The 24,810-nt window shown below is 63.9% G+C and carries 24 protein-coding genes and 1 pseudogene; 13 read left to right on the top strand and 12 right to left on the bottom strand.

Annotated features, from left to right (window positions below):
• Positions 1-21: 21 nt before the first annotated feature.
• The 3 genes from AC1DXI_RS09980 to AC1DXI_RS09970 all read left to right on the top strand — a co-directional run bounded on the left by AC1DXI_RS09980 (position 22) and on the right by AC1DXI_RS09970 (position 3,544).
• A complete protein-coding gene (locus AC1DXI_RS09980; RefSeq protein WP_476938465.1) occupies positions 22-1,461 on the top strand; it encodes an amino acid permease in 1,440 nt (479 codons plus the stop codon).
• Positions 1,462-1,542: 81 nt separating this feature from the next.
• Positions 1,543-2,706 (top strand): alanine racemase, encoded by a 1,164-nt coding sequence (alr, locus tag AC1DXI_RS09975; RefSeq protein ID WP_476938464.1) that lies wholly within the window; start codon positions 1,543-1,545, stop codon positions 2,704-2,706.
• Positions 2,707-2,743: 37 nt separating this feature from the next.
• Positions 2,744-3,544, top strand: a complete 801-nt coding sequence (locus tag AC1DXI_RS09970) for an IclR family transcriptional regulator (protein ID WP_476938463.1) — start codon at positions 2,744-2,746, stop codon at positions 3,542-3,544.
• Here the strand turns inward: AC1DXI_RS09970 and AC1DXI_RS09965 are convergent.
• The 3 genes from AC1DXI_RS09965 to AC1DXI_RS09955 are packed head-to-tail and all read right to left on the bottom strand — an operon-like array spanning position 3,541 to position 5,548.
• Positions 3,541-4,317: an IclR family transcriptional regulator gene (locus AC1DXI_RS09965; RefSeq protein WP_476938462.1), complete on the bottom strand. Its 777-nt coding sequence runs from the start codon at positions 4,315-4,317 to the stop codon at positions 3,541-3,543. The genes AC1DXI_RS09970 and AC1DXI_RS09965 overlap by 4 nt on opposite strands.
• 32 nt (positions 4,318-4,349) lie before the next feature.
• The gene (locus tag AC1DXI_RS09960) at positions 4,350-5,102 is read right to left on the bottom strand and encodes a cyclase family protein (RefSeq protein WP_079549930.1); all 753 of its coding nucleotides are present in this window, start codon (positions 5,100-5,102) and stop codon (positions 4,350-4,352) included.
• Positions 5,099-5,548: a hypothetical protein gene (locus tag AC1DXI_RS09955; RefSeq protein ID WP_476938461.1), complete on the bottom strand. Its 450-nt coding sequence runs from the start codon at positions 5,546-5,548 to the stop codon at positions 5,099-5,101. The genes AC1DXI_RS09960 and AC1DXI_RS09955 overlap by 4 nt, the downstream gene beginning before the upstream one ends.
• Positions 5,549-5,874: 326 nt before the next feature.
• Here AC1DXI_RS09955 and mmuM point away from each other — a divergent pair, with 326 nt between their 5' ends.
• Positions 5,875-6,846 carry a homocysteine S-methyltransferase gene (gene mmuM, locus AC1DXI_RS09950; RefSeq protein ID WP_476938460.1) on the top strand — a complete coding sequence of 324 codons (972 nt, stop codon included), beginning with the start codon at positions 5,875-5,877 and terminating at the stop codon, positions 6,844-6,846.
• Between the two features lie 281 nt (positions 6,847-7,127).
• On the opposite strand, the gene AC1DXI_RS09945 is transcribed toward mmuM, so the two are convergent.
• Positions 7,128-7,511 (bottom strand): hypothetical protein, encoded by a 384-nt coding sequence (locus AC1DXI_RS09945; protein WP_476938459.1) that lies wholly within the window; start codon positions 7,509-7,511, stop codon positions 7,128-7,130.
• 986 nt (positions 7,512-8,497) lie between these two features.
• Between AC1DXI_RS09945 and AC1DXI_RS09940 the strand changes: the two genes are divergently transcribed.
• A complete protein-coding gene (locus AC1DXI_RS09940; RefSeq protein WP_476938458.1) occupies positions 8,498-9,463 on the top strand; it encodes an amidohydrolase family protein in 966 nt (321 codons plus the stop codon).
• 1,460 nt (positions 9,464-10,923) lie between these two features.
• Here AC1DXI_RS09940 and AC1DXI_RS09935 read toward each other — a convergent pair.
• A complete protein-coding gene (locus tag AC1DXI_RS09935) occupies positions 10,924-11,526 on the bottom strand; it encodes a TetR/AcrR family transcriptional regulator (RefSeq protein ID WP_476938457.1) in 603 nt (200 codons plus the stop codon).
• Positions 11,527-11,691: 165 nt separating this feature from the next.
• Between AC1DXI_RS09935 and AC1DXI_RS09930 the strand changes: the two genes are divergently transcribed.
• Together AC1DXI_RS09930 and AC1DXI_RS09925 are read left to right on the top strand one after the other, a co-directional pair.
• Entirely contained in the window at positions 11,692-12,771 is a 1,080-nt protein-coding gene (locus AC1DXI_RS09930) for an alkene reductase (RefSeq protein WP_476938456.1), read from the top strand.
• A gap of 67 nt (positions 12,772-12,838) precedes the next feature.
• The gene (locus tag AC1DXI_RS09925; protein ID WP_476938455.1) at positions 12,839-13,552 is read left to right on the top strand and encodes an SDR family oxidoreductase; all 714 of its coding nucleotides are present in this window, start codon (positions 12,839-12,841) and stop codon (positions 13,550-13,552) included.
• A gap of 332 nt (positions 13,553-13,884) precedes the next feature.
• Here AC1DXI_RS09925 and AC1DXI_RS09920 read toward each other — a convergent pair whose 3' ends face one another.
• Both AC1DXI_RS09920 and AC1DXI_RS09915 read right to left on the bottom strand, forming a co-directional pair.
• A complete protein-coding gene (locus AC1DXI_RS09920) occupies positions 13,885-14,766 on the bottom strand; it encodes an alpha/beta fold hydrolase (protein WP_476938454.1) in 882 nt (293 codons plus the stop codon).
• 47 nt (positions 14,767-14,813) lie between these two features.
• Positions 14,814-15,812 carry an NADP-dependent oxidoreductase gene (locus AC1DXI_RS09915; RefSeq protein WP_476938453.1) on the bottom strand — a complete coding sequence of 333 codons (999 nt, stop codon included), beginning with the start codon at positions 15,810-15,812 and terminating at the stop codon, positions 14,814-14,816.
• 392 nt (positions 15,813-16,204) lie between these two features.
• Here AC1DXI_RS09915 and AC1DXI_RS09910 point away from each other — a divergent pair, with 392 nt between their 5' ends.
• The 5 genes from AC1DXI_RS09910 to AC1DXI_RS09890 all read left to right on the top strand — a co-directional run bounded on the left by AC1DXI_RS09910 (position 16,205) and on the right by AC1DXI_RS09890 (position 20,781).
• Positions 16,205-16,810 carry a helix-turn-helix domain-containing protein gene (locus tag AC1DXI_RS09910; RefSeq protein ID WP_018772596.1) on the top strand — a complete coding sequence of 202 codons (606 nt, stop codon included), beginning with the start codon at positions 16,205-16,207 and terminating at the stop codon, positions 16,808-16,810.
• Complete coding sequence (locus AC1DXI_RS09905) at positions 16,803-17,543, top strand: B3/B4 domain-containing protein (protein ID WP_476938452.1); 741 nt, start codon at positions 16,803-16,805, stop codon at positions 17,541-17,543. The genes AC1DXI_RS09910 and AC1DXI_RS09905 overlap by 8 nt, the downstream gene beginning before the upstream one ends.
• A 120-nt stretch (positions 17,544-17,663) precedes the next feature.
• Complete coding sequence (locus AC1DXI_RS09900) at positions 17,664-18,536, top strand: EamA family transporter (RefSeq protein WP_476938513.1); 873 nt, start codon at positions 17,664-17,666, stop codon at positions 18,534-18,536.
• A gap of 144 nt (positions 18,537-18,680) precedes the next feature.
• Positions 18,681-19,577 carry a dihydrodipicolinate synthase family protein gene (locus AC1DXI_RS09895; RefSeq protein ID WP_476938451.1) on the top strand — a complete coding sequence of 299 codons (897 nt, stop codon included), beginning with the start codon at positions 18,681-18,683 and terminating at the stop codon, positions 19,575-19,577.
• Positions 19,555-20,781, top strand: coding sequence for an MFS transporter (locus tag AC1DXI_RS09890; RefSeq protein WP_476938450.1), 1,227 nt, complete (start codon positions 19,555-19,557; stop codon positions 20,779-20,781). Before AC1DXI_RS09895 ends, AC1DXI_RS09890 begins: the two co-directional genes overlap by 23 nt.
• 129 nt (positions 20,782-20,910) lie before the next feature.
• Here the strand turns inward: AC1DXI_RS09890 and AC1DXI_RS09885 are convergent.
• Positions 20,911-21,057, bottom strand: a pseudogene (locus AC1DXI_RS09885) (FAD-dependent monooxygenase); the annotation flags it as partial.
• 198 nt (positions 21,058-21,255) lie between these two features.
• Positions 21,256-21,693, bottom strand: coding sequence for a VOC family protein (locus AC1DXI_RS09880; RefSeq protein WP_476938449.1), 438 nt, complete (start codon positions 21,691-21,693; stop codon positions 21,256-21,258).
• Between the two features lie 71 nt (positions 21,694-21,764).
• Here AC1DXI_RS09880 and AC1DXI_RS09875 point away from each other — a divergent pair, with 71 nt between their 5' ends.
• A complete protein-coding gene (locus AC1DXI_RS09875) occupies positions 21,765-22,172 on the top strand; it encodes a hypothetical protein (RefSeq protein ID WP_476938448.1) in 408 nt (135 codons plus the stop codon).
• A 516-nt stretch (positions 22,173-22,688) separates the two neighbouring features.
• On the opposite strand, the gene AC1DXI_RS09870 is transcribed toward AC1DXI_RS09875, so the two are convergent.
• From AC1DXI_RS09870 to AC1DXI_RS09860, 3 genes are read right to left on the bottom strand one after another with little or no spacing between them, the layout of a single operon-like run.
• Entirely contained in the window at positions 22,689-23,456 is a 768-nt protein-coding gene (locus AC1DXI_RS09870) for an SCO1664 family protein (protein WP_476938447.1), read from the bottom strand.
• Complete coding sequence (locus AC1DXI_RS09865; RefSeq protein ID WP_476938446.1) at positions 23,456-24,010, bottom strand: DUF3090 domain-containing protein; 555 nt, start codon at positions 24,008-24,010, stop codon at positions 23,456-23,458. Before AC1DXI_RS09865 ends, AC1DXI_RS09870 begins: the two co-directional genes overlap by 1 nt.
• Before the next feature lie 24 nt (positions 24,011-24,034).
• Positions 24,035-24,727 carry a histidine phosphatase family protein gene (locus AC1DXI_RS09860; protein ID WP_476938445.1) on the bottom strand — a complete coding sequence of 231 codons (693 nt, stop codon included), beginning with the start codon at positions 24,725-24,727 and terminating at the stop codon, positions 24,035-24,037.
• Positions 24,728-24,810: the final 83 nt, after the last annotated feature.

Genomic DNA, 24,810 nt, shown 5'->3' with positions numbered 1-24,810 from the left:
TCCACTCACCTGGGAGAAACCATGGAACCGTCAACACCTGTCCAGCTGGAACCACAGCCCACGATTCCCCCGTCAACCGATTCCGGGCTCCGGCGGTCCATGGGGGCACGGCATCTGGTCATGATCGCCATGGGTGGGGTGATCGGTTCCGGGCTGTTCCTTAGCTCGGGCTACACCATTTCCCAGGCCGGGCCACTCGGGGCCGTCATCGCTTATCTCATCGGTGCCTTCGTTGTGTACTTGGTAATGGCCTGCCTCGGCGAACTTGCCATCGCGTATCCGGTCTCAGGCGCCTTCCACATTTATGCTGCGAGGTCGATCGGGCCGGCCACCGGCTTCGTCACGGCCTGGCTCTACTGGCTCTGTTGGGCAGTGGCCATCGGATCGGAGTTCACTGCCTCAGGCCTCCTGATGCAGCGCTGGTTCCCCGGGGTCGAGGTCTGGGTCTGGTGCGTCATCTTCGCCTCGGTCCTCTTCGGCTTCAACGCCATTTCCTCGAAGTTCTTCGGCGAGTCTGAGTTCTGGTTTGCCATCGTCAAGGTCGGCGCCATCGTGGTCCTCATCGTTCTCGGCGGCGCGGCGCTCTTCGGAGTTCACCCGCTTAGCGAGGGGGCCAACCACCCGTTCATGCTGGAGAACTTCAACACATCCGGCGGCCTCTTCCCGAACGGCTTCGCCGGCGTCCTCGTCACTGCTCTGGCCGTCTTCTACGCCTTCTCAGGCTCTGAACTCATCGGCGTGGCGGCAGGCGAAACAGCCGACCCTGCCACCAGCATCCCGAAAGCGATGCGCAGCACAGTCATCCGCCTGCTGATCTTCTTCGTCGGGGCAATCGCCGTCATCGCCGCGACCATCCCCTTCGAGCAGGTCGGACTGGATGAAAGCCCGTTCGTGACGGTCTTCTCATCCATAGGCATTCCTTTTGCCGCCGACATCATGAATTTCGTCATCATCACCGCACTCCTCTCCGCCGGAAACAGCGGTCTCTTCTCCTGCGCACGGATGCTTTACTCCCTTGCCGACGAGGGGCACGCGCCGCGGGCGCTAAAGAAACTGACCCGACGCGGGATCCCCATGATCGCGCTGTCAGTCAGCATGCTCGGAGGCCTGGCATCTCTCATCAGCAGCGTCGTCGCACCCGAAACGGTCTACCTGGCGCTCGTTTCGGTGGCAGGCTTCGCCGTCGTCGGGGTCTGGATGTCCATCACCGCCTCGCACTTTTTCCACAGGAGGTCCTTCGTCAGGAAGGGCGGCGATGTTGCTGCCCTTCCGTACAAAGCGCCGCTGTTCCCGCTGGTGCCGATCCTGGCCTTCTCGCTCTGCCTTATTTCGCTCATCGGCATCGCCTACGACCCGAACCAGGTAGCAGCCCTCTATTTCGGAGTCTCTTTTGTTGGCGCCTGCTATGCCTTCTTCTACTTCAAGTACGGACGCAAGGCGCGCGAAAGCCAGTTGTCCTAAGGCCATCATCAACAACCGCCTACTCAGCTTCACGGCCGGGACTTTCGTTCCCGGCCGTGAAGCAGTCCAACGGATATAGCCATGAGTTCACAAGACCTGATGCAACAAATGCGCAGTTCGGCCCAGGAGGCCGGCAGTTGGCTGGAGATTGACGCCGCCGCTTTCGAGTCAAACGTCCGGAACCTCCTGTCCATGATCGATGGCCGGTCTCTCCTGTGCGCCGTGGTCAAGTCCCAGGCTTACGGACATGGAGCTGACCTCTTACTCCCTTCCCTTGTTCGTCTCGGCGTCCCCTTCGTGGGAGTGGGAAGTAACGAAGAGGCGGCCATCGCACGCCGCTGCGGTTTTGAGGGCCGGATCCTGCGTGTCCGTGCCGCGGCGCCGCAGGAGATCAAGGCCGGCCTGCGTCACGACATCGAAGAGCTCGTTGCCGACCCGCAGAGCGCATGGGAGATGCACACGATCGCTGCCGAGGCCGGGAAAGTGGTGCGAATCCACCTCGATATCAACTCTTCCGGGATCAGCAGGCACAGCCTCGACGTCTCATCCGCACTTGGGCGGGCGTCCGCGGTAGCGCTCGTGAGCCACCCGGGACTTCGACTGGCCGGGATCATGACGCATTTTCCCCAGGACGACAACAGTCACATCGAAACGGCTATTGTGCGTTTTCAAAGCCAGGCGTTGGCGCTGCTCCAACTGACAGGAGTTCCCCGGGAGGAGGTGCTTCTTCACTGCGCCAATTCCTACGCCGCGCTGAACGTGCGCGGCTCGTGGCTGGACATGGTCCGTGCTGGGGCAGTCCTCTACGGCGATTCAGAACCGGCATCGGGGCAGTTCCGGCGGTGCCTGGCCTTCAAAGCCCGGATCGCGTCTGTTAACAGCTACATCACAGGAACGAAGGTCGGCTACGGGCTAACCCACACCCTGGACCGCGACTCCAGGCTGGCGTCAGTGACAGCAGGGTATGGAGACGGCTACCGGCGTGCGTTGGCCAGCCAGGGCGGCGTACTTGTCCGTGGCCGTCGCGCTGCCATTGTCGATGTCGGTTCGATGAATTCGATGGTTATCGACGTCACCGATATAGCGAACGTCTCCCCGGGAGACGAAGTCGTGCTGTTCGGTCGGCAGGGAAGCGCCGAAATCGCTCCGGCAGAACTCGAAGCAGCGAATTCAGCAATACTCGCGGACCTCTACACTGTGTGGGCACAAGGAAACCGCGTCCTCGTTAACAATGGGGACATGTGAGAATAGGCGTAGTTATCGGGCGGAAGGAGCACGGATCATGGATTCTTCCTCGGAAGCGTCGTCCATGGCCCAAGGACTTCGAATAGTCCGGCTGGTCGCAGACCGGGAGAAGTGGGGCAGGCGGCTTCTCGGCGTTTCCCAGCTCGCATCCGAGCTGGATATGGAACAAAGCCGTGTCTCCCGGCTGACGCAGGAATTATGCGAGCTGGGACTGCTGGAACGTGTCGAACGAGGACCCTTCCGAACCGGCCCACGTTTTTTCAGTCTGGCCGCAGCGCTGAATGCCGGATGGGTCCACGAATCAAGAGCTGAACTTGAGGCTTTGGTGGCTTCGTTCGGCGTCAGAGCCAGAGTTTCCGTCCGCGAGGGCTTCCGCGTCATTCTCCTGCGTGCCTCCAGCAATGACGCCGTCCCCGGAAGCTTCGTGAAACCCGGCATGGTGACGCCCGTATGGTGTACCGGGTCCGGCCGGGCCCTGCTCTGGGACGAGCGGCAGCCAGCCGTCCAAGCCCTCTTTCGGGACGTTAACTTCATCGGCGTAGGCGGTCCGGGAGCGGCCCATTCCCCCCAAGAGCTTGCCGAATTGATGGACCGGGACAGGGCTCGGGGTTTCATTGTCGCGGAGGAGGAATTCGAGCACGGCGTCTGCGAGCTCGCCGTTCCGGTCCGCAGCACCGAAGGATCCATTCTTGCCGCGCTCAGCGTCCTGGGGGGCCGGGACGAGATCACATCCAGGACTAGTGACATTGCCGAGGCCCTCACGGCCGCAGCCGAACGGCTGGGGTCCTGCGAGGGCGGCGTCCGGGGCGACGCCGGCCGTAAGGGCCTTGCCAGCTAGAGCCCGTTCGGTGCCGACGTGTGGCCCAACGCCGATTCAAGCCACTTTCCCCAGGACAGGAGAGCCGTGGCGCAGACTTCCCGCCGCGGCTCCAGGCGGGTCTTGGTGCCTACAACCTGAAGCGCTGCGACCACGTCGCCCTTGAAGTCCCGAATCGGAACGGCCAAGGAATACAGTCCGGGCTCGGCTTCCTCATCGACAATTGAGTACCCCCGGGCCCGCGCCCCGCGCAGACGCGACAGGAAGTCCTCGACGTCGAGCGGTGTATTTGGACCATGACGCACGAAGTCAACGCCGGAAAAAACGGTTCGGACCTCGGCATCCGACGCTTCCCACATCAGGGCCTGGCCGGCGTCACTGCAGTAGGCCGGGTAGGGCCGGCCCAGCCAGGAACCGACCATGTTGCTGCTTGCCGGAACACGTTCGCCGATGGTGACCGTACTGTCGCCGCGCAGCACGCCAAGGAAGCATCCTTCATCAGTTTCGCCGGCCAAGCCTTCCAGTGCGGTCACGCCGTCGCTCTGCAGCCGCTGCTCTGTCAACAGCTGAGCGTCTGTCAGGAGCGACCAGTTCAGGGTGTAGGACCGATGTTCGCCGCGGGCCAGAAACCCCTCCTGCTCGGCGGTCCGGAGGCTGCGAGAAACCTGGCTGCGGTCTTTGCCCAGATCGGCGGCTATGTCAGCGACCGTTCCGCCAGGCAGCCCTCCTGGGTTGCGGGCGCCCACCGCTAGGACAGCCATGATTCCCCGGCCCATGCTGGACGTCTTAGACATGGAACCGATTCTAGTCACTGGATCAACGTGTCTTAGTGGATGGCGAAGACCCGGGCTGGAAAACCGCTGCCTTGCAGCGGCTTCGGCCAGCTCGCAATGAGGATCGCGCCCGCTTCAGGAAGTCCGTCCAGGTTGGCCATCAGCTCGATCTGCCACCGGTTCTGGGCCAGGACATAGGTTTCCAAGGTGAAATCCTGGCGGGATGTGGCACTCCCTGGGTCTGTGTCCGTCTGCTCATGGCCGACGGCAGTCACCGAGCGCTCCTCGATCAGGAAGGAGAGGACTTCCTGCGACCATCCCGGCGTGTGGCTGACACCTTCATCATCCCTGTTTGCCATGGCACCCGTGTCGGGCCAACGGTGGCTCCATCCTGTCCGCAACGCCACAAAGGCACCGGGTGCGATGGCGCCATTGCGGTGCTCCCATGCCTGAATGTCCTCCATCGTGGGCGTGGCATCCGCATTTTCGATGACCCGGGAGGTGATATCGAGGATAACCAGCGGAAGGACCATGTCCTCCACGGGAATCTGGTCCAACGTTCGTCCTCCGCGGATGAAATGCGAGGGCGGATCAACGTGCGTTCCCCATTGGCCGATGATCGAATACCGGTGAGCGGTGAAACCGTCGCCTTTCTCCAGATCGAACACAGCCTCCCTTTTTTCGTTCGGGAATGCCGAAAAATGCGGCTGGCCGGGGTGGAAGGCGTGCGTCAGGTCGGTGAATGATCGGCCGGCAAGCAGCGGCTGCAGATCGTCCCAAAGTCCGGCCGTGGTGGCTTCAATCATGATGCGGCCCCGTTCGCATGGAATGCCGGAAGCGCGGTGCTGGAGACGCTGATTGGCCCCGTCAGTTCGATGACCGGCACCTCCCAGGGATGGATATCCACCATGCGCTGGACGAATCGTTCCACGGCGGCGTCATCGAGCAGCGCATCGAAATACGTCGTGAAGACGAAGGTCGGGGAAATTGTCCGCTGCCCCACCTGACCCAACGTAGGGTTTGCGCCTTCATTGCAGGTGAACCCCTCGAAACCTACACCGGATTCGAAGACATGTCGGTAGTTGCCAAAATCCCCTAATTCGGGGGAATCGGACAAAGCCTGGAGCAGGGCTCCGATGCCCGCCTCGTCCTTGAATGCTTCTTCGTCTCCCTTGGTGAGCCGCGAGAACGATTCCGAAGCTATGGGCCAGTGCACGCGCAGCTTGCGTACTGATTTCATTTCAATCTTCAAGTGAAGCCTCTTCCTGGGCGGGTCGCGAAGGTGTCTGAATGCCATGTTGGCACAGTGTGACGGTCATTACAAGCATGAATAAATGCTTATTACGCACAACATTTGGAGCGGGGGTTTGCGTTCACTCGGCACATCCGTCAGACTTTGGGCGTGACTGGGCCGCGGGGCACCGGTTGCTGCAAGCGGCTGCTGACCGTCATCTGCAAGTCCCGGGCTGCACTGCGCTTTTTGGCACTGCACGTTGTGCTACCTTGCATTGCCTTGGCCACGAGGGCCGCAACTGCCCGGCAGACAAGAACGAACCGAACCGCTTGGAGCCCTGAACGATGCCCAGTAACACCATGCTTTCCCGCATGCTCGACGCCGGAGCGAACCTGACCGTGGACGGTGCACTCGCCACCGAGCTTGAAGCGCACGGCTGCGATCTGGAAGACCCTTTGTGGTCGGCTAAAGTCCTTCTGGAACAACCGCAACTGGTCAAGCGCGTACACCACGATTACTTCCGCGCCGGAGCCGCCGTCGCCATCACGGCGAGCTATCAAGCCACACCCCGGGGATTTGCGCGGCGCGGCATCGGCGAGGAAGAAGCCTTGATGCGGGTGGCATTGAGTGTGCGCCTGGCTGACGAGGCACGCCGCGAGTACCTGGTCGAAAACCCGGATGCGGGCCCTCTGCTGGTTGCAGGATCGGTCGGGCCCTACGGCGCGTACCTTGCCGACGGATCGGAATACCGGGGCGACTATGTCCTCAGCCGAAACGAGTTTTTGGAGTTCCACCGGCCCCGAATCGCAGCGCTGGTGGAGGCCGGAGCGGACTTTCTTGCCTGTGAGACGCTGCCTTCATTGCCGGAGGCCGAGGCTTTGTTAGCGCTCATGAAAGAGTTCGACGTCGAAGCCTGGCTCTCCTTCACGCTACGGGACGGCGGCCACATCAGCGACGGTACGCCGCTGGCTCAGGCGGCAAAGCTCTTTACGGCGGAGCCGCTCGTGGCGGCGATCGGCGTGAACTGCGTGCCGCTGGAGCTGGTCTCCCCATCGCTGGAGGCCCTGGGCAGAGCCACGGATACGCCCCTGATCGCATATCCGAATTCGGGCGAAAGCTATGACGCAGTCACCAAAACGTGGGGGCCGGCCGCGGCGAGCCCTTCAGGCCTCGATAGCAAACAGCCCGCAAGCCTTGCGGAGGGAACGCCAATCTGGCGTGAACTTGGTGCCAGGCTCGTGGGCGGGTGCTGTCGAACGACCCCACAGGATATTGCGGCCGTGACGGCGCTGTCAGAGACTCACAAACCTGAATGACGACCGGTTGGTCGTGGCTTGGACAGCGATGTTGCTGCGTACTCCTTCATGGACGGAGGGTGCTTGGAATTGCATCCCACGACCACGGGTCGGCCTGGAGTTCCCTTGGGGAGGCCGGGGGACTGGTGGGGGAAGTGCAGTGTCGGTGGCTGCCAGGGTTGCCGCCAACTCGCATCTCAACTTTTCCCCTCTGCGAGAGCCTAGATACTCGACTTAGTCCCCGGACACGTTGCCGGCTCCTTTAGTGATTGGCAGGGGCCTGGCCGCGCACCGGCTAGGCCCTAAGCCCATGCCCTGGCCACCAGGTCTCCTGTAGGACCGGGGATGAAGTCCACATTGAGGGATGAACTGGGCCCCTCACCCATAGAGATCTTCTCGTCGAAAGACCCAAAGGTGGCCGGCAAGAAGTACCCCACGTTGTCCCAGTAATACTGGAAGATATACAGGAGGGGATCTTCGATCGTATCCAGGTCCTCCCCAAGTCTGTGCACAACAATGGCCTTCTGGCGGACCTCTTGCGAATTCGAGCACCAGGGCAGAATCAGCCCTCCCGCATTAGCCATATTTCTAGGCGGAACCTGATCCGTGTCCCTCGGAATGATCCCCGAGGGATCGCCCGGACCAAAGAGGGGATTCCACTCAAGGTCCTCGTAGTACAGGTTCATGCCCACATCTGTTGGCTGTCCCGGCAGACGGGTTCGGTTGGTGAGCGTTTCCAGGCCTGAATTCCACAGGAGTGGTCCTCTGCGGTCCTGGGCGCCATACGAAACTTTCTTCCGCGACGCGGAAATGGACGCCCGCGCCGCGTCTTTGGCGGCCCTAGTCGCCGTTGCCGTCTTTGGGCCTGGGGGCGGTTGCTCGAGATCCATCCTTACTTCTCCTGTCCAAGAGGTGACCGGAACGCTCCCGTGGTTGACCGCAAGCGGCTCCGCCTGGGAGGGGCACAAGGGATGCAATATGCTCCGCCGTGCAGCGGTTGTTGCGGCATGAGGGCTGGGCCCGGACGGTTATCGACCATCGAAGGCATGACTCTCGTGTGAACTTTGCGTCCGGTGCCTGCCATGCGTCAAGGGACTATGGGCACTGACATGTCAGGATAGTTCCGCCCCACCGGGCAGCGGCACAGGATGCGTCGCACACATACCCATTACCACCTCTTCGATTCTCAAAACCCGATTCGCTGACCGTGATCGGCTGTGCGATTTCGAGAACCGCTATCGAGATACTTCTCCCGAAGGGCTGGCACGCCTTCAGCTCTCAATTGAGATCGTTCTCGGAATCCTTCGTTATCGAGAACCGCCAGGGGGGACTACTAACGTTTGAATCGGAGCGGTAGTTGTCGTTGTTCTGTTAGCGGGCCAACGGCCACCGATGTCTTCAAATCTGTCCCGTGGAGGGTCACTAGTGCACCGGATTTCCATGTGCGTCCAGAGGCATCTCCTCCGCACCATGGAGCAGAGCGCGAAGCGGGCGGCATCATCTTGGAGGTTGGCTGGCCAGACGCCAAGGTTGTTCATGAACCGGTCCAGCTCAGGCCCGGGCACCGTCCCGCGGTCTGCGCTTGGGTCCGCTTAGCGAGTAGATTGTTCACATCCGCTGATCTTTGAGGGTCCCGCGGATCAGCGAAACGAACGCGTGGACAAGGATCCGGATGAGCCGGCCGTACCGCATCGACACTCACCAGCACATCGTTCCGCCGGGCTATGCGCGCTGGATTCACGACAAGGGTATCCGGCCTGGCGACTTGGACCTGCCGTCGTGGTCCGCACGTTCCGCGTTGAAGTTCATGGACAGGCACGACGTGCAGACCGGCATCCTGTCCCTGTCGACGCCGGGTGTGTACTTCGGGGACGCGGTGGAGGCGCGGCGGCGGGCGCGGGAGGTCAACGAGTACAGCGCGGAGGTGGTGGCTGCACGGCCGGAGCGGTTCGGGTTCTTCGCGACGCTCACGCTGCCGGACGTGGAAGGTGCCCTCATGGAAGCCCGGTACGCCCTGGACACGCTGCTCGCGGACGGGATTGTGCTGCTGGCCAACAACGACGGCCGCTACCTGGGCGATCCGGGGTTTGAGCCGCTGCTGGAGTTTCTGCACCGCCGCCGGGCCGTAGTGTTCATCCACCCCGGCGAACTGCCCGCTCCGGCGGTACCGGGCATACCGGCCTTCGCCGCGGATTTCCTGCTCGACACCACGCGCGCTGCTATCAGCCTGGTCCTGTCTGGTGCGATGGAGAAATACTCGGGAATTAGGTTCATCCTGGCCCACGCGGGCGGCTTCGTGCCCTACATCGCGTACAGGATCCTGCTGACGATGCTCAACGAAAAAGACCTGGCCCTTAGCGCGCTGGCGGCGCTGACAGATAAGAAGCAGTCCGTCCTGCGGCGGTTCTACTACGACGTTGCCCTGTCCGCCGGCCCGGCGGCACTGCCAAGCCTGCTCGAGGTCGCCGACCCGGGCCGCATCACCTACGGCACTGACTTCCCGTTCGCCCCCTCTGCGGCGATCGATTTCCTGAACATGCAGTACGAGAATTACCCGCTGGGCCCCTCCCTGCGCGCGGCGATAGACCGCGGCAATGCCGAGGCGCTGCTTGGCCGCCTCAAGCTTGACCGAGGCTAAGTCGAGTTCAGCTGATAGGGGGAGCGCGTACTGGCTGATGTGGAGTGCATCTCGCGACGTATCCCGGAGGCTGGGGTAATGGCGGTAGGGTCGCGGCAGTAGCCCGGGCGCCGGCCGCTAAGTGGCCAAAGGAAGATGTGCACAATGTGCACACCTTGGGCTCCGGACTCGTCCGTTACAATGCCGTACTGGGCTGAACTGGCGATGTTTTCCGCGGAGGAGTGGATTCGCAAGGGTCAGACCCGGTTCGAGTCCCGCCTCGGGCACAGCATTCCCCCTCGTGAGAGGGGTTTTGCTTTAACGTGTGTACATTGACCCGGATCGGGTCCCTCTGACGCTTGTCGCGGCTGGTGGCTGGCCGCCGCGGTAGCCTGTTCGGTTGTGTGGGTGTAGGGATCAGTCGCCCAGGGCAGCGTGCCTCCGCTTGTTGGGTTGTGGGGTCATTCGGGTCTCCTTTCTGGCTTGCTCGGGTTGCCGTGGTTGGTCTTGTACCTCTTCATGCTGTGGGGTCCTACTGACGACATGACCTGCGGGGATTTCTCGAAGACTATTCCCGATTCGTTGTTTGCTGGGGGCCTAGGGGAGAGGTTGCCGCTGTTTGTCCGGGCAGAGGTGGTGTGTGCAGTGTCCGCACCCGTCTGCGTGTGTTGCCGTGGCTCATCCTGGCCCTCTACTTGCCTATTTCTGCTGACACAAGTTCATTTGACTATGACAGGTTTGGATGGCCCCGGCGGCCAGCTGTGAGGTTGATCAGTCGTGCCTGTCCCATAACCGGGAAGATGGATTTCGACATGACCTCTCCGGCTCATTCCCTGGACGGGCCTGTCGGCAGCGTCTAGATGCCTGCGAACCTGGGCTTCTGGATTGTCGTCTCGCTCATGCAGAGCGTGATGATTCCTTCGTGCCCGCACTGCCCATGCGCCTGAACGCGCCGCCAGGCGACACCAGGTGGTCATCACTGCCACTCTGCTGCACGGCGCTGCTACCGTGCCGATTGTCGGCAGGCTCGGAGACATGTACGGCAAACGTCGGCTAGGGACCGCGCGCGCAGTTGGTCGCCTGCGCATGCCGGCCAGGTCTGGTCTGACTGATGCTGCGGTTATGGTCGACGCATCAGGGTATCCCGCCCTCGAAGCCTTTCCGGCGGAGGGCCTCTGCCGTGCCAAGTCCGGCGGCTGAGGCGCCCATTGTGGCGACGGAACTGACGGCGCTCATACCGGCTCAAGCGCACGGAACGGGCAGTCGGGTAGCTGTGTCACGTGCAGCCTTAGACGATGGGGGTCCCCCCGCTTCCGCGGCATGGATCAGGAGGCGAGAAATGCCTGTATGCGTGGGCGACGAGCCGGGCGCGGTCTCTGGGCTCCTACCTTGGCCACGGGGTCCTTGACGAACGGCGCCTGCCGATCCACGACTGCAGGCGCCTGGTGGACACCGGGCGTTAGTGCGAGCACTTGATTGCGTCAGCGGGACAGCAGCACGCCGACCTGGGTCCGGATATCCCGCACAATCTCGTCGGTGCTCAATCCGGCGTTCACGCTCGCCGCCATGCTGAGGAACATGATCGCAGTGACGATGCGGGCCATCGTTGCGGCATCACCAGCGCCGGCCTGCTCGTGCCTGCCCAGGACGGCAGCGGTGGCCTCCTCGGTCTGCGCGACGATCGACAGAGCTTCGCTGTGTCGAGGCTCCTCGGGATCGCCGAAGACCATCTCCCGCAGGTAAGTGCGTCCGTTGTCGACCTGGACGCGGTTGCATTCCACGATCGGCTGGACGATGGCCATCACCGCATCGAGGGCATCCGATTTGGTTTCGGCATCCGCCCGACCCCGCTGGAGTGCTTCGGCGTAGTGTGCGTTCTGCACGAGCAGAAGGAGTTCACCTTTGGACTTGGCGTAGAGAAACAGGGTCCCGGTGCCGATGTCCGCCTTGTCGGCGATCTGCTGGGTCGTGACATCCTCGATGCCGTGCTCGGCGAACAGCTCGCTGGCTGCCGCGGTGATACGGTCCAGCTTTTGTTGCTTGTTCCGCTCACGCCGTCCGACCGGCTGGGAGGCGAGAGACATGATGGATCCTCCGGGAATATATTCTGACTGCACTCAGTTATGAGTGTAGTCATTACTGTAACGGATTGAACTCTTCGCTAATTCTCCCACGCCGTTGGCGGGCTGCAACGGTCCGCCCGGGTGGAATTGGGCCGGTTTCCCATCAATGCAAAGGACTATGCACTCATGACCACGTCATCTACGCTCTGGCAACCCTTCACCCTCGGCAATGTGGAGCTGCCGCACCGGCTCGCGCTGGCCCCGCTGACCCGGAGCCGCGCAAACCCTGAGGGCACCCCCGGAGAACTGGCCGCGGAGTACTACGCCCAGCGTGCCTCGCTCGGGCTGATCATCACCGAGGGCACGCAGCCGTCCGAGGATGGCCAGGGCTACCTGAACACCCCCGGCATCTACACTCCCGAACACATCGAGGGATGGCGAAAGATCGCCGACACGGTGCATGCCGGCGGCGGAGCGCTGTTCATCCAATTGATGCACGTCGGCCGGATGTCGCACCCGGATAACACCCCGCACCACCGTCGGCCTGTGGGCCCGTCGGCGATTTCGGCTGATCAGGACATGTTCACTCCAACGGGGCCGCAGAAGACGCCGGTGCCGCGTGAGTTGAGCGCCCACGACATCCAGGCCACCATCGCCGGGTTCCGCCACGCCGCGGCCTCCGCCATTGCAGCGGGAGCGGACGGCGTGGAGATCCACAGCGCGAACGGGTACCTGCTGCACCAGTTCCTCTCGCCGAACTCGAACCATCGTACGGACGAATTCGGCGGATCGGTGGAGAACCGGTCCCGCTTCGTCGTCGCGGTCGCCCGCGCGGTGGCCGAGGAGATCGGGGCAGACCGGACCGGCATCCGCATCTCACCGGCGTTCCCGCTGGGCGGAATCAACGAAGGGGACCCCGTGGACGTCCGGACACAGTACCGCCACTTGGTCGGCGAACTCGCCACCCTGAAACTTGCGTACCTGCACGTACACCACCTCGGTGACGACGAACTGCTGCGGTCCTTCCGCGAAACGTGGCCTGCTGCCATCCTCGTCGTCCGGTATGGGCGCGAACGCGAGCAGATTGCCGACGACATCGACGCCGGGCTCGCGGACATCGCGCCGCTGGGCCGATTCGCCGTCGCGAACCCCGACATTGTTCAGCGCCTGCGCACCGGCGCACCGCTGAACGAGCTGGACCCGGGCACGCTGTACGGCGGCGGTGCGGCCGGGTATACCGACTACCCTGCTCTGGCACACGCCTAGTCGTCTGCCGCGGGCCGCCCGCCACCGACCTCACCCAACCCACACCCCTCAGAAGGAAGAAACTGCCATGCCCTCACTCAACGGAGCAGTCGTTCTCATCACCGGAGCCAACGGCGGAATCGGCACCCAGTTCGTGCACGAAGCCCTCGCCCGGGGAGCTGCAAAGGTTTATGCCTCCGCCCGCACGCCCGGCACTTGGAACGACGAACGCATCGTTCCGCTCGCCTTGGACGTCACCGACTCGGCCTCCATCCAGGCAGCGGTCGAGGCGGCGCCGGATGTGACCGTGTTGATCAACAACGCCGGCGCGTCGGTCTCCAGCCCCGGGATCCTCACCCACACGGATGAGGAGATCCGCCGGAACGTCGAGACGAACTTCCTCGGGCCTCTGTTCGTCGCCCGCGCGTTCGCTCCGGTCCTGTCGGCGAAGGACGGAGCGATGATCATCGACATCCACTCGGCCCTGAGCTGGTACGCCGTCGCCGGCATCTACAGCGCCACCAAGGCCGCACTCTGGTCAGCGACCAACTCCCTCCGCCTCGAACTTGCCCCCGCCGGCGTGCACGTCGTCGGCGTCCACGTCGCATACGTCGACACCGCGATGGCCGCGCACGCCACCGACCCGAAGCTCGACCCGGCCGTGCTGGTGCGCACCGTGTTCGATGCCACCGAGGCGGGGGAGTACGAGGTCCTCGCTGACGACACGTCCGTCCAGCTCAAGGCCGGACTCAGCGCACCCCTCGAAGCGGTCTACCCGCAGTTGGTGGACACGAACACATAAGCGAGCAACCGGCGCCACCGCGTTCACTAAGAGTGAGCGCGGTGGCACCTCTCCTGCCAAAGGACGCCGCGGCCCACGACGCCCCAGAGGCGACCGAACGGGTGGGGAGTGTCTTAACAACGGTGGATCCGGGGCTGGAGTGACACGCCGGGGCAGTCACGATCCAGGGGCCGCGTTAGGGGTGGCGATACGTTTGGTCACCCTGCTGACGCGTTTGTGAGTGTCCTGTTCGAGCCGGCCAGCGCAACGAGGCCCCACGCCAATGGCCCTGCCCGCCCGTATTTACGGGCGGGCAGGGCCATGGTGCCTTTCTTCTCTGGTGGCGGGATCTGTCAGGAAAGTGCTGGTCCGTGTGCGAGGAATTCTACGGCGACGGGGGAGAACCGGTCGTGGAACTGGAAGATGCCGCCGTGGCCCGAGTCGGGGTAGATGACCAGCTCGGATCCCTTGATGCGCCGGTGCAGGTCCTCGGACAGGATCGACGGCACCATGCGGTCGTTGTCGCCGTTGGCGATGAGGGTGGGGCGGCTGAGCTTTGACAGGTCCGACGGCGCGGAGCGGCCGAACTTCCGGATTGCCTTCAGCTGAGTCTGGAAGGCTTTGGTGCTGATCGGCTTGTCGCGGTCGACGGTGCGCTCCTGCAAGCGCTTGATGAAGGCCTTCGCGGCCGGCTTGCCGGTGGCGTTGCGGTTAAAGAACAGGAACTCCTTCGGGTCCGAACGCGTCAGGGTCGCGTGGAGGACGTCCCAGTAGGTGGTGCCGACGACCTTGTCGATGTCCTTGCCGCCCCGCGGCCCGGTACCGGCCAGCACGAGCTTGCGGACGAGGTCGGGATGCTTGAGGAGCAGGTCCTGGGCGATCATGCCGCCCATTGAGAAGGAGAAGACGTCGATCGTGTCGAACCCGAGGGCCTTGATGAAGGTATAGGCGTCGTCGGCCATCGCCTCGATGCTGTCTGGAACCTGCCCGGTGGAGCCTCCTACTCCGCGCTGGTCGAAGGTGATGACGTGGCGGTTCTTCGCGATGGGCTCGATGATGCGGGGGTCCCAGTTGTCCAGGGTCGCGGCAAGGTGCACGAAGAACACGACAGGGATGCCGGCCTTGGGCCCCAGCTCGCGGTAGGCGTAGGTGACGCCACCGGCGGTGATGGTGCGTGTGGCGGCCTTCGCGTACGAGGTGACGACGGAGCCGTTTGGGGTGTCGAAGCTGCTCATGCTGGTAGTCCTCCTGAGTGGTCTGTGCGGTGAACGGTGCCGGCGGCTCAGGAGGGAAGGGTGACGACCGCTTTGCCGCGGAAACCGCCCTTGGCCAGCGACTCGAGCGCCTGTGGGGTCTGGGCGAAGTTGAAGACCTTTCCCACGACCGGGCGCAGCACGCCGTCGTCGACCAAAGAGCCAATTTGGCGCAACTGGTCGCCGCTGGCACGCATGAAGAGGAACTCGTAGCTGACGCCGAGCTTCTTCGCCTGCCGCCGGATCCTGCTGCTGAGCCCCGCTATGGCCAGGCGCAGCACGGGGTTCAGACCGGCTTTGCGCGCGAACGCCGGGTCCGGCGGACCGGCGATTCCGATCGCCTTCCCGCCGGGCTTCAGGATGCGCAGTGACTTCACGAGGTTCTCCCCGCCGAGGCTGTCGAGCACCAGATCGTACCCGGCGAGGAGTTGCTCGAAGTCCTGCGTACGGTAGTCGATCACCGTGTCCGCGCCGAGGTCGCGCACGAAGTCGGCGTTGGAGGCACTTGTGGTGGTCGCGACGGTGGCGCCGAGGTGCTTGGCGAGTTGGATCGCGATCGACCCGACCCCGCCGACCCCGGCGTGAATGAGGACTTTCTGCCCCGGCAGTACGTTGCCTTGCTCAACGAGGGCCTGCCACGCCGTAAGTGCAACCAGCGGTAGCGAGCCGGCCTCCTCCATGCTGATCGATGCGGGTTTCAGCGCCAGATCGGCCTCGGTGATGGCGATGCGCTCGGCGAACGTCCCGATGCGGTCTTTGTCGGGGCGGGCGTAGACCTCGTCACCGGGCTTGAATCCGCGCACCTTCGCCCCGACACGGATGACTGTGCCGGCGACATCGTTGCCGAGGATCAGCTGGAGCTTGTAGGGGAGGATCTGCTTGAACTCACCCAGGCGAATCTTTTCGTCCAATTGGTTGAGGCCAGCTGCATGGACCTGGACCAGCACATCGCGGTCGCCGACGGTCGGCTCAGGGACGTCTGCTCCGCGCAGCGGCTCCTTGTACTTGGTGACGACGAATGCCCTCATGGCGTGCTGCTCCTCATATGACGTGCGTGGTTAAAAATGAGCTTATTCAATTTTGAGTGTGCTCAGAAATATTGTCAAGTAGGACCGATAGATGCGCGCGTTCATTTGAATGCTCCCGAAGGCGTGGGATAGGGAGTTTCGGGCGTCCATCGCCGGGGCCACATTCCCGCCGTCGTCCTCTTGCCTTTTGGTTAGTTGATTCCTATCGCTGGTCGGGTTATTTGGTGACGTGGCGTCCGGTCTCCCAGTTGCAGTCGGCGCACTCCGGGTTGGCCTGCAGGGTCATGAGGGCAAACTGGAAGCCTCTCAAGGCGGGTCCTCCGGCCACTCTTTGATGGCGGCCGGACGGCGGGCAGTAGTCGAGTGCACTGCGAGTGCAGTATGATGCACTTATGGATGAGAGTACAACGAACTTGGCGCTGGCAATCGGCTCCCGGGTTAAGCAGGAGAGGCAGTCGCGGGGCTGGACGCTTGATCAGCTGGCGGAGTCTGCCGGGGTAAGCCGCAGGATGGTCGTCAACGTGGAGCAGGGTGCCGCGAATCCCAGCGTTGGAACGCTCCTGAGGATCAGTGACGCGCTCGGAGTGGGGCTGCCGGCGCTGGTCGAGTCACCTCGGCCGAAGCCGGTGAAGGTCACCCGCAGTGGTGAGGGCGCTGCATTGTGGAGCGGCGAGTCCGGCGGCCTCGGTGTGTTGGTGGCCGGCACCGAGCCGCCGGACGTGGTGGAACTGTGGGACTGGACGTTGGGTCCCGGTGACCGTCATGTGAGCGAGGCCCACACATCGGGCACCAAGGAGCTCCTGCAGGTCCAGCAGGGCACGGTCACGGTGGAGGTCGCAAGCCAGTCGGTCACCCTCGATGCAGGCGACGCGTTGACATTCCCGGGCGACGTGGCGCACTCCTACGCCAATACGGGCACCGAGCCGGCGAGGTTCTCCCTGGCCGTCTTCGAGCCGGGCGTGGGGACAGGACACCGGCCGGAGGCATCCAATGTCTGAGCAAGGCATGCTGCAGAAATTCCTCGACGGCGGCCAGGTTGACGCTGGCGTGTTCGCGCTGCGGCCCGACTACCGGGCCTTGCTGCTGGCCGTTGACGGACTCGTCCCGGGCCCGAGCGACCAGTCCGGTGAGGAGCTGCTCCAGGAGGCGGAATCCGCAGCCCGCGGGCTGCTCGCTGACCGGCCGGTCGAGCGGCTCCCGCACGTGGCGGCCTGGCGCGATGCCTACCAGGCTTTCGGAGCCAAACCCAGCCGCACGCGCAACAGCCTGGAGGCGCTACTGCGCCGTTCGGTGTCCGGGTTGCCCCGGGTGAACCGTCTCACCGACCTCTATAACGCCGTTTCGGTGCTCCACCAGATCCCGCTGGGCGGGGAGGACCTAAACCGCTACAGCGGTGCGCCCCGGCTGGTCCGCGCCACCGGCAAGGAGCCCTTCGATACGGCCGCCGGCGGCGCAGCGGTGATCGAACACCCGGAACCTGGCGAGGTCGTGTGGTGCGACGACGCCGGAGTGACCTGCCGGCGCTGGAACTGGCGCCAGGCACGCCGCACCCAGCTCGGAGAGGACACCACCGCCGCACTGTTCATCCTCGACGCGCTCGAACCCATGACCGATGAGGCGCTCCACGCCGTCGCCGAGGACCTGGCCGCCAGGCTGACCCTGCTCGGTCCCGACGTCCGCGTCGCCCGCCGCCTGATAGCCGCCGGCACGCCAGCCAACGAAAGAGACTGACATGCTCATCCACCCCCGGATACGCGCGATCGGTGACCGGCTGGCCCAAGGGGGCCAGCCGTGAGCCAACGTGTCCCCAAGAATCTCCCTGTGCCGCCGTGGGGGCTGGCCGTTGCCGCCATGCTCTCGGTCCAGCTGAGCTCGGCCCTGTCAGTGGATCTGATCGCATCGGTGGGGCCGGCCGGAACCGCCTGGCTCAGACTCAGCGTGGGAGCACTCATCTTCCTCGCCGTTGCCCGACCCCCATTGCGCGCGCTGCGCCGCCACGACGTCCCCGTCCTCCTGGGGCTGGGCGTCGCCACCGGACTGATGACCATCGCTTTCCTCGCCTCCATCGAACGTATCCCGCTCGGCACCGCCGTCGCGATCGAGTTCCTCGGTCCGCTGACCGTCGCCGCGGTGCGCACCCACAGCGCACGGGCGCTTACCTGGCCAGCCCTGGCGCTAATCGGAGTCGTTCTGCTGACCGAGCCCTGGGCTGGCGACATCAACCTCGCCGGTATCGGCCTCGCAGGGCTCGCGGCCATCGGGTGGGCCGTCTACATCCTGCTGACCCAACGGATCGGCGACCGCTTCACGGGCATCGGCGCGCTCTCACTCACCGTTCCCGTCGCCGCTGTCACGGCAGCGATCGTCGGCATCCCGCAGTCCGCCGGTCACCTCAACCCCGGTATCCTTGCCGCCGCCTTGGGACTGGCCGTCCTGATGCCGGTGCTGCCGATGGCGCTCGAGATGCTCGCCCTGCGCCGGATGACGCCCACCGCGTTCGGTACCCTGATGGCCCTCGAACCGGCCGTCGGCGTGCTCCTCGGGCTGCTCGTGCTGCACCAGCAACCCTCGCTCACCCAATTCGGCGGGATCACGCTCGTCGTCCTCGCCGGCGCCGCCGCGCAACGCGGTGGCCAACGGCAGCCACGCTCCCGCGAACACCCCGGCACGCGCACCGACCCTGGCCTCATCGATCCCGACCTCATCGACCAAGGGCCGAAGTAGGCGACAGTCGTCCAGCCAGGTGAGCCCGCCAGACGCTGCGCGAGAATTCCCTGCATACGGGTGCCCCGCAGCTCAGCCCGCCCAGGCAGCGGCAGGTGCCTGAAGACTTTGCTTCCCTGTGATTCAACCAAAGGATTTATACCCATGTTCACCGGCTTGAGTGCCTTCCCCCTGACCCCGCTGGCAAATGATGCTGTCGACGAGCATGCCTTCGTTCACCTGATCGAACGGCTCTCGGAGGCGAAGGTTGACTCCATTACCGCGCTCGGATCAACGGGCTCCTACGCGTACCTGAGCGGCGAGGAACGGAGCAGTGTGGCCCGTCTTGCCGTCGAACACGCCGGCGATACACCCGTGTTCGTTGGCGTCGGGGCCTTGCGGACCTCACACGTCCTCGCGAACGCTGAGAAGGCAGAGCAGGCGGGGGCTTCCGGGCTCCTGATGGCTCCGATGACCTATCAGCCCCTCACCGACGACGACGTGTTCGAACTCTTCCGAACCATCACCGCGAACTCGTCGCTGCCCGTCATCGTCTATGACAACCCGGGCACCACCCACTTCACCTTCACGACCGAACTCTACGGACGCATAGCCGAACTGCCCGGTATCGCTTCCATCAAAATCCCCGGCGTACCGGCCGATCCCGAGCTAGCACAGGCGCGGATTCAGGAAATCCGGGCGGCCGTCCCTGCGCACGTGACTATCGGAGTTTCCGGCGACGCCAAGGCCGCCGCCGGACTGGCCGCCGGGTGCGATGCCTGGTACTCGGTCATCGGCGGCACCTTCCCCGCCCTGGCGTTGCAGATCACCAGGGCCGCCCTGGAAGGGCGGTTTTCCGAAGCGTCCGCCGAATCTGAACGGCTTGCACCGTTGTGGCAGTTGTTCGCCGAGCTTGGCGGGAGTCTCCGGGTCGTTGCGGCAATAGCGGAACAGCTGGGGCTGGCATCACCATCGTGCCTGCCGCTTCCCATCCAGGGATTGACCGGGAAAGAGCGTGCCCATGTCGCCAGGATTGTCGATGAGCTCGGGCTCAACCCGTAGCGCAGACCTCGGCGTTCCACACAGGAAGGACCGTCGGGCCGGGGCGCTTGCCCGCTACGTCTTCGCCGCGACGCTGGTGCGTAGCGCAGACGGCGGCGCAGTAGTTGCTATCGTGCTTCTCGCGCACGCCTGCGGGACGCCGGGCTGGCTGGCCGGACTCCTGGGAGCATCAATCACCGCACCCCACCTGCTCGGGCCGTTCATCGCACGACGCCTCGACACAGCCCGTGACGGGCGAAAGGTCATCGCGTGCTCCGCCGTTCTCCACGGCGTGCTGCTCGGTGCCGCTGCACTGCTCCTACCCGTCGCGTGGCCGATCTGGCCGGCCCTGCTGCTCTTTGTCTCCGGCATCTTCGGGCCGATGCTCACCGGCGGGATCAGCAGCCGCCTGCCCTCCATCGCCGGCCCCGAGCAGCGCAGCCAACGAAGAGCACAAGGCTGGGACGTCGCAAGCTACGGACTCAGCGGTACCCTGGGCCCCGCAGCAGTCGCATGGATCGCGGCAGGATCCGACGCACTCACCGCTACACTCGTTCTGGCCGGAGCCGCCGTCGTTGGTGCGGGCGCCGTCCTCGCACTCCCCAGGCAACAGCCACCTGATACGGCAGTTGACGTGCCATCACCCGGACGAACACTGAGCCTCATTTGGAAACGTGGTCCGCTGCGCCGCACCCTCGGGCTCACCGTGACCGTCGCATTTTCTGTCGCCGCATTACCGATCTACGCCGTTGCAACAGGTCCCGGGTTCGGCGGGGCCTCGGCCGCCGGAACACTGGTCGCGGCCTACGGGATTGGGAATCTTCTCGGATCAGCAGCTCTTATGCTCCGGCCGCTTCGCCGCGACGCAGACCCCCTCATGAGCTCCATTGCTGCACTCGTCGCGGCAACGCTGATACTGGTGATGCTTACGCCGACGCTCCCCACCTCCCTGATTGCCTTCGGCTTGGCGGGGATTGCCAACGCGCTTTTCTTCGCGGCAACACTAGCCGCGCGCAGTGAATACGCACCCATCGAAGCTCGCGGCCAAGTCTTCATCTGGGTGGGCGCGCTCAAGATCGCTGCGGGATCGGCCGGGACAGCCGCCGCGGGTGCAACCATCGCACAAACCGCCTGGGCACCGCTTATGTTGGCGACAGCCCTCACCGCGGTTGCCGCGACCGCCAGCATCATCGAGCGGTGCCGTCCGCGCTCGTCCAAGCTCTAGCCCGCCTGCTGTCAACAGCACTCTCGCCCGGGCTGGCAGCAGGACGGGGCGAGTGCACCAGACGCACTGCCAAAACCACGCCAAATAGTGCATTGACGCGGTCGAACAAGCCGTGGTCACCGAGCATTCGAGCGTGCTGGGCTGCACTGTGTCGCCGCGGAAGTCACGGAGGAAGTCCACATGCTTCTCCGGTACCGTCGTCCGCACTCCTGCACGGGAGAGCAGTAGGCCGAGGAACAGCCTGGCCGCATTGCTACCGGGTTTTTTTGACGACACGACGTGGTGCTCGGAACCCCTCTGGTGCCGGAGCTGACCTGTACTACCAGCGTCTACGGACAACCCACATCAGTACCGTACACACGCCTTGCAGTCCGTTCCCCCATACGCGAGGCCCAAGCGTGACACGCGGCCCTGAGAAACGCCGCTACGGAGCGCCGGGCCCACCCTCGCCGGCAAGAATGGGCGCATGTTCGGTCAGTCCTTCTTCAGTTTCTCGGCGAGCATCACGATGATTCCGCTGGGACCGCTAATGTATGTGAGTTTGTAGACGTCCTCGTAGGTCGCCACCCCGCGTAGCGGCCGGCAGCCGTGCCTCGCCGCGATCTTCAGGGCTTCTTCAATGTCGTCGACTGAGAAGGCGACGCGGTGCATGCCAATCTCGTTGGGACGAGTGGGGCCCGACTCAATTGCTTCAGGGTGGATGTACTCGAAGAGCTCAAGGCGACCGTAACCGTCTGGTGTTTGGAGCATCGCAATTTTGGCATGGTTGCCATCAAGGCCCACGGCAGTGTCGGTCCACTCACCACTGACCGTGTCACGGCCGACGACTGTGAGACCGAGGTCGGTGAAAAAGGCGATCGCTGCTTCGATGTCTCGAACGGCGATGCCGACATTCTCAAGTTTAATGGCCATGCATTGCACGCTACCGAGTCGGGCCGATTAGCTCCAGTGGGGAGGCGGCACTGCCTCGATATACTCGCTGGATGCGGATCCGCCCAATAGATCTCGTCGACGTGCTGGTCTATCTCGTGGTCCTGGGTGCGTTCATCCAACTGTTTCCCGACGTCATATCCGAAACATTCCTGTTGGCGCTCTTGACAGCGATCCTGCTGAAGGTTGTCCTTGAAGTCGTGCTGTGGGCGAAGAAGAAAATCGTTGCGCGGATCCGGTCGGCTGATACTCGGCGGGTTAGAATTGCCAGCGCGATCACCCTGTTGCTGGTGCTGCCGGGGAGCAAGTTCATGGTGCTCGGACTGGTTGACCTGGTATTCGGCGACGCTGTCCGTCTCGGTGGCTTCTTTCAAGTGACTGCACTGATCATCATTCTCATGCTCGCGCGAGGCGGCGTGCGACGGGTGTTCAGAGGGACCGACGAGAGCGCATTAGCTTAATCGAGGCCATCGCGACGTGCGCGCGTGGGTCGTCTGTTTTCAGTTGTGTGCTGCCCAGATGGCTTGGAGTGCGCTCTGCACTCCTTGGGGCCGTACCGCGCGGGGCTGGACGAGGTCACGGGTCTAAGTAACGAGTTGCTTGGGCAGTTCAGATGCGCCGTCGGCGACTCGCGTTCCCGCACCCCGTGCGGGTTATGGCAACGCCGTCCTGCTCGAGCTGCGTCCGCCGATGTGAGGACCTTCTCTGGTTGGGTATCGACGTCGCTAATGTAATGGCCGACTTTAGCGCGCCGAACGATCACTGCCTCCAACGCACCGGTAAGAGCCAGGTACGCGAATTTGGTCAGTGCACAGACGAGCCACAACCCTGCGATATGGGTGCGGCTGGTGGCTGGTCGGCGGTTTGTCTTTTTGTTACCTGTTCATTGACGTGACTGGAATGATGAGCTCCGTCGCTACGTTAAGATCCATGCCATCAACGTGACACAGCCTGCGAAGCCCGTAGCCATAATTCCCTTAGAACAGCGGCCAGGGCACCGCCGGCATCTCACCGCTCGGAGCCGGAAACTGCCCTGCCAAGCGCAACCGGGCGCAGCGCGCGGCGAGCGATGCGATTTCTTCGGCGCTGAGCAAGTCCGCCAGGTTTCGGCCCAGCCCACCGTGCAGTCCTTCGCTGACACGATCGATGCCGTCGCGTTCCTCGGCGGTCAGAGCTTCCCCCAGCCATCCCCACAGCACCGTGCGCAGCTTGTGGTCTCGGTGAAAGGTGAGCCCATGGTCCACGCCGTGCCGGTGTCCGTCCGTCATGGCAAGAATGTGGTCGCCTTTGCGGTCGGCGTTGTTGACGACCATGTCGAACACCGCCATGCGTCTGAGCGCTGGCGAGTCTTCGTGAACGAGGGCGACCATCCGTCCGTTCTCATCTCGTCCCTCGAGAACGTGTTTCCAGCCCGTCTCCGGCACGTGGTCCGTCGCGACCAGGTTCACGGCGCTTTGGGCTGGGTCTTGCTCCTGCCAGAGCTGCACCATTCCTTCGCCCATCGGACCATCGCGCAGCCAAGTGTGCGGCACGACGTCCCAGCCGAAGACCTGCGAGACCAGGTAGGCGGCCACCTCCCGGTGAGCCAGTGTGCCGTGGGGAAAATCCCACAGCGGACTTTCGCCTGCTATCGGCTTATAGACGACCACCACGTCGCCGATGCTGCCCAGAAATGTAGCGTTTGAAGCCGTCGTGATGCGGCCGGTGAGCGTCAACTCGGCGGTCACTAGGTCCGGCGCTGGCATCAGACCTCGGGAAGGGTGCAGATGTGCCCGTCGGCGTCTATGGGGTAACCGCAGCGCGGGCACGTCGGACGCCCGGCGCCCACGATCTCCCGGGTGCGCTTTGCGAATGCGCGGGCGGTGCCGACCGGCATTCGCACCAGCAGCATTTCGGGCTCGTTAGCGCCGTCCTCATCAAGCGATTCGTCGTTGTCATCAGCATCGACATCGGTGATGGGGTAGGCCTCTATTACGACCTGGGCCGTGGTTGGGTCCCAACCTAAGCTCATGGCGCCGGCGCGAAACTGCTCCTGAACGGCCTCGAGCTGGTCATTGTCGACAAGTTCAATGGGAGTACTCGTGGGAACGCTGAAGGGGTTGCCCTCGACGGTGATGAGCTGGTCGAGAATTTCGTCGATCTTCTCCGCGAGCAGAGCCGACTGCTGCTTCTCCAGGGCAATACTCACGATCTGCGTCCCTGCGCGCACCTGGAGGTAGAACGTGCGCGCCCCCGGAAGGCCAATGTTGCCAACGACGACCCGATCAGGCCAGGCAAACTCGTGAACGCGTGTAGGCATGTCAGTATTCTAGGCACATGAGGTTCATGGCGCCTTTTGCCCTGCACCGCCGCCCACCGGCGCGTCTCCAGAGTGGATGCCGTTCGACAGCCAAGACAGATCACCAGCGTCGGTGTTGGTCGCGTAGACGCTCGGCCGACTAGCGCCGTAGCGCACGATCGATACGGAGGCGGGGCCCACGTTAATACGCTGGAACAGGTCAAGGTGCATGCCGAGCGCGTCGGCGAGGATTGACTTGATGATGTCACCGTGACTCACCGCCACCCACACGGCCCCTGGCCCGCACTCGGCTTCGAAGGCTGCATCGTGGCGTCGAATCGCTGCCACCGACCGAGCCTGCATCGCGGCCATGGATTCACCGCCGGGAAAGACGACGGCGGACGGTTGCGACTGCACAACGGGCCACAAATCCTCGGTCGCGAGATCACTGAGCGTGCGGCCCTGCCACTGGCCGTAATCGCACTCGGTGAGATCGAGATCGACCGGCGCGTACGGCGAGCCAGCCTGGCGATCGAGGATGAGCTGGGCGGTCTGCTGACAACGCTCAAGAGGGCTCGACACCACCCCGACTACTGGCACGGCCGCGAGCCGGTCTCCGGTCAGAGCCGCCTGGTCGCGCCCGATCTGGTCCAGGCTGACACCGACGGCCCGACCGGCCAGCAGCCCAGTGGCATTGGCTGTGGTGCGGCCGTGCCGCACGAGAATAACTGTCGCCATCCACCCAGCCTAACCACCCGCTCGATGGCGGTGTGATCCGTACCGGAAATTGGGTCCGACGTGGGATCGCCAGCGGTGCGGAC

The organism is Arthrobacter sp. P1_H7 (assembly GCF_056405215.1).
This window is presented reverse-complemented; position numbering and strand designations above follow the sequence as displayed.